This window comes from Trichlorobacter sp. (assembly GCF_030247655.1).
Classification (GTDB): domain Bacteria; phylum Desulfobacterota; class Desulfuromonadia; order Geobacterales; family Pseudopelobacteraceae; genus Trichlorobacter.
On sequence record NZ_JAOTRZ010000213.1, the window covers coordinates 1 to 4,913 of the forward strand.

2 protein-coding genes are annotated in these 4,913 nt (G+C 56.6%); both read right to left on the reverse strand.

The genetic code is table 11. The features are described 5' to 3' along the window. Positions 1-7: 7 nt before the first annotated feature. Positions 8-1,831: a DNA helicase RecQ gene (gene recQ, locus OEL57_RS13995; protein WP_300741257.1), complete on the reverse strand. Its 1,824-nt coding sequence runs from the start codon at positions 1,829-1,831 to the stop codon at positions 8-10. A 15-nt stretch (positions 1,832-1,846) separates the two neighbouring features. After that, the gene (gene purL, locus OEL57_RS14000; RefSeq protein WP_300741258.1) at positions 1,847-4,837 is read right to left on the reverse strand and encodes a phosphoribosylformylglycinamidine synthase subunit PurL; all 2,991 of its coding nucleotides are present in this window, start codon (positions 4,835-4,837) and stop codon (positions 1,847-1,849) included. Positions 4,838-4,913 lie beyond the last annotated feature (76 nt).

The following is a 4,913-nucleotide window of genomic DNA, read 5'->3' on the forward strand; positions in this document are numbered from 1 at the left end:
TAGGTGTTTACTCAACCATATAGATTTCATTGTCCCCTGCCTGATACTGCCTGATCTCTGCCAGAAATGCATCTCCGTATTGTTGCAGCTTGCGATCTCCGACACCACTGACCTGACGCATCTCCTGCAGGTTTTTGGGGGTGCTGTGGGCCATTCCTGCCAGTGTAGCATCAGAAAACACCACAAAGGGAGGCAGTTTGGCGGTGTCGGCAATCTGTTTGCGCAGAGCCCGCAGTTTGTCAAACAGGGCCTGGTCGTAATCTTTTTTTGCACCGGCCCGTTTTCTGGTGCGCTCCACCGTCTCCGCGGTGTTACGGGGCATACCCAGCGTGACAACCATCTCACCCTTGAGCACCGGACGGGCTGCAGAAGAAAGGGAAAGTGCACCAAAGCGGGTAAAATCCTGGCTCAGATAGCCTAAGTGAATCAGCTGCCGGATAATGTTTTCCCACTGTGCTGCAGGTGTGTCGGCACCGATCCCCCAGGTGGAAAGTTTATCATGCTTCAGATCCAGCACCCGTTGGTTTTTACTGCCCCGTAGTACTTCAATCAGATGCATCATGCCGAACCGCTCACCGGTCCTGTACACGCATGAGAGCGCCTTTTGTGCCAGCACGGTAGCATCAAAGCGCTGGGGCGGATCGGTGCAGATATCGCAGTTGCCGCAGTCATGATCACGCTGATCACCAAAGTAGGACAAAAGCGCCCGACGGCGGCAGCTCAGCGCCTCACCATAGGCCACCATGGCATTCAGCTTCTGGATCTCGATTCTTACCCGCTCTGCGTTGTCACTGTTTTCTATCAGCTTGCGGGCGGTCATGACATCACCCATGCCGAACAACATCAACGCCTCGGATGGCAGACCATCCCGTCCGGCCCGTCCGGTTTCCTGATAATAACTTTCCACGCTTTTGGGCATATCATAATGCACCACAAAGCGGACGTTTGGTTTATCTATCCCCATGCCAAAGGCAACCGTAGCCACCACAATACGGATATCATCCCGCTGGAATGCCTCCTGAACACGTTTGCGCTCATCGTCCGGCAGACCGGCGTGGTAGGCGGCAGCACTAAATCCGGCGGCCTGTAGCTGCTTGGCTACCTGATCGACCCGTTTGCGACTTAAGGCATAGACAATCCCTGCCTCATCCCGCCGGTTGCGGAGAAATGACCCAAGCTGGGCCAGCGGCTTTTGCTTGGGGATTACCGTGTAGGTAATGTTGGGGCGATCAAAACCAGCCACAAAAACCGTCGCATTGGGAAGACCCAGCTGCCCTAGAATATCCTTGCGGGTTTCCGGGTCCGCGGTGGCGGTCATAGCCACAATCGGCACACCGGGGAAAAGCGGCCGCAGGCGACCCAGCTGTGTGTATTCAGGCCTGAAATCATGTCCCCATTGCGAGATACAGTGCGCCTCGTCAATGGCAAACAGTGCCAGTTTTAGTGTGCCAAGCCGCTCCAGAAATTCCGGCATCATCAGCCGTTCCGGAGCAACATACAGCAGATCCAGAGTCCCCTTGTCCAACTGCTGAAATACTCTGCCGGCTTCAGCCGCAGAGAGCGATGAGTTCAGGCAGGCAGCCTGTACACCATTTGCAATCAGGGCATCCATCTGATCCTTCATCAGGGCGATCAGTGGTGATACGACAATTGCCAGACCATCCCGATGCAGGGCCGGGATCTGGTAGCAGAGCGATTTCCCACCGCCGGTGGGCATTACCAGAAAAACATCCTCACCAGCCAGCACCCGTTCAATGACTTCCTGCTGGGGAGGGCGGAAGTCATGAAAACCGAAAACGGTTTTAAGGGTATGCAGGATGGTTGTGCCCATGGGAGCGATAGTCGCTTACAGCTCCTGCAATGGGCGTTGCCAGGCATTTTTCAGCTTGGCAAGATCAGCTGAAAGCACAGACTTGCCTTCCAGTCCAGCAATGGTAACGGTCTCGTTATCCATAACCTGGCCGATCTGAGCATACACCGTACCGGCCATAGCCTCTTCAAAGGCTGACCACTGGGCCGGATGCACCGTTACCAGCAGGCGGGAGGCTGATTCAGAGAACAACAGGGTTTCGTCGGTACGGTACCGTTGATCGCCTTCAAACCTGACATTGGCCAGCTCTGCGCGGCAGCCAAAACCGCCGGAAAAGGCCGATTCAGCAAGTGCTACGGCCAGACCACCATCTGAAAGGTCATGGCAGGATGCCACCAGACCGGACATGATCGCCCCGTGCAGTGCCTTGTAGCGGGCCAAGGCGGAGGTGATCTCCACCTTGGGCACCTTGTTGCCGGTGTAACCCTGCATGGCCAGATACTCGGAACCGCCTAGCTCGTCTTTGGTTGCCCCCAGCAGGCAGATGATGTCACCTGCCCGTTTGAAGTCCATGGTCACGGCGTTGCGGATATCAGGAATCGTACCGATTACCGAAAACAGCAGGGTTGGCGGGATCGAGATCTTGGTGGTGCCGTCGTAGAAGTCGTTCTTCATCGAATCCTTGCCGGAGACCAACGGCAGGTTGATCGGCACGCAGAGATCCAGCAGCGCCTGGTTAGCGCGAACCAGTTGGGCCATCTTGTACGGGCCGTCCGGGGTCTTTTCCGACAGGACCGGATCACACCAGCAGAAGTTGTCCAGGCCAGCCCAATGACCAGGATTGCCACCAACTGCCACATAGTTGCGCAGCGCCTCGTCCAGGGCGTTGGCAGCCATCCAGTATGCGTCAATATCAGAGTAACGGGGGCAGATGCCGTGGGAGACCACCACCCCTTTGTATGAGTCAAGGATCGGCCTGACCACGGCAGCATCGGACGGGCCATCGTTGGTTACGCCGGTGAACGGCTTGACCACTGAGCCACCCTGTACCTCATGGTCGTAACGCCGGACCACTGATTCCTTGGAGCAGATATTAAGCTGTCCCAGCAGCCCCAACAGGTCAGCGGTCCAGTCTTCCTTGTCCTGGGCCGGTGCCTCAGGGTTGACCGGTGGCTGCCATTTGGCCGGAATCTGCATCGGCGGCAGTCCTTCATGCATGAACTCCATCGGCAGCCAGGCCACGGTCTTGTCGCCATACTGCATATGGAAGATGCCGCTGTCGGTGAATTCACCCAGCACGGTGGATTCCACCCCGAACCGCTTGGACATAGCCATGAATTCGTCCAGTTTCTCTGGCGGAACTGCCATGGACATCCGCTCCTGAGCCTCGGAGATCAGGATCTCCCAGGGATCAAGGCCGGGATACTTCAAGGGAGCCTTGGACAGATCCATCCGGCAACCGTTGCATTCGCCTGCCATTTCGCCGATTGAGGAGGAAAGTCCGCCAGCGCCGTTGTCGGTGATAAAGCGGTACAATCCCTTGTCACGGGCACGGATCAGGAAATCAAACATCCGCTTCTGGGTGATCGGATCGCCGATCTGTACCGCCGTAACTGGCGAATTTTCGTTTAGCTCTTCCGATGAGAAGGTTGCGCCGTGGATGCCGTCCTTGCCGATCCTGCCGCCTGACATCACGATCAGGTCGCCCGGCTTGATGCTCTTTTCGTGGCCGGCAATGCCGTTAACCCGGGCAGGCATCATACCGGCGGTGCCGCAGAACACCAGCGGCTTACCGGCAAAGCGCTCATCAAACACGATCGAGCCGTTGACGGTGGGGATGCCGGACTTGTTGCCGCCATGCTCAACGCCTTCAACCACCCCTTCAAAGATCCGGCGGGGATGCAGTAGACGGGAGGGCAGTGGCTTGTCGTAGAACGGGTCAGCAAAACAGAATACATCGGTATTGAAGATCAGCTTGGAACCCTGGCCGGTGCCAAACGGGTCGCGGTTGACCCCCACGATGCCGGTTAGCGCCCCGCCGTAGGGATCAAGGGCAGAAGGCGAATTGTGGGTCTCAACCTTGAACACCAACGAGTTGTTTTCATCAAAGGTGATTACCCCGGCGTTGTCCTTGAATACTGAAAGACAGAAATCTTTATCACCCAGGTTGGCGCGCACATCTTTGGTGACCCGCTGGATGTAGGACTTGAACAGTGATTTGATCTCCTGCTTGGTGCCGTTTTCATCTTCGTACTGCACGGTGCCACTAAAGATCTTGTGTTTGCAGTGCTCTGACCAGGTTTGGGCCAGACACTCCAGCTCCACATCGGTTGGCTTTGCGCCCAGGCCTTGCTTGGCCCGCTCTGCCAGAACCTTTGGATCGCGGTAGTGGGCCTGGATAATCTTCATCTCCTCCAGGGTCAGGGCCAGCACGCCATCTTTGCTGATCCGCAGCAGCTCTTCGTCAGAGACCTCCAGATCCATCTCCCGCACCTGGCCTTTGGTTGCGCCGGTTACCTTGGGTACGGTGGTGGGGAAGCCCCGCTTGGCCATAAAATCAGCCGCAGACATGACGCTGTAACGCTGGATCAGGGTGTTGCAGAGCAGGCCGGTGGCGATCTTCTCTACCTGCTCGGCGCTCAGTTTCCCTGTGAATAGGTACTGGACCGAAGAATAGACCGCTTCGCTGTCTGCAAGAGGGCGTTGGATCAGGTAGGAAACTGCTTCTCCAGCTGTCCGCCCGATGTTGTCGGTGACACCTGGCCGAAAGCCAACTTCCACGGCCCAGTCAAAGCCCACTGCCTGCGGCAGGTCGATGCTGTGATTTTGGATGACTGGATCGCAGAACGGACCTGAGGCCGCTGCTTCCAGCTCCAGACGGGACAGGTCGGCATCCACGGTAAAGATGTCGATGGTACGCACCTGCTGGATGCTTAAGTGCAGAAAATGTTCGATTTCACGCTTGATCCGCTCACCACGGGCATCGCGTACGCCGTCTTTTAGGGCAACTTCAATTCGGTTCGACATGTCAGTCCTTTATTTCTTCACAAAAATAACTTCAACGCGGCGGTTACCTTCCACATTATTCTTGGGATAGGCCGGT

Coding starts and splice junctions, on each gene's coding strand:
- recQ (WP_300741257.1), bottom strand. CDS start 1,831: ATGGGCACAACCATCCTGCATACCCTTAAAACCGTTTTCGGTTTTCAT.
- purL (WP_300741258.1), bottom strand. CDS start 4,837: ATGTCGAACCGAATTGAAGTTGCCCTAAAAGACGGCGTACGCGATGCC.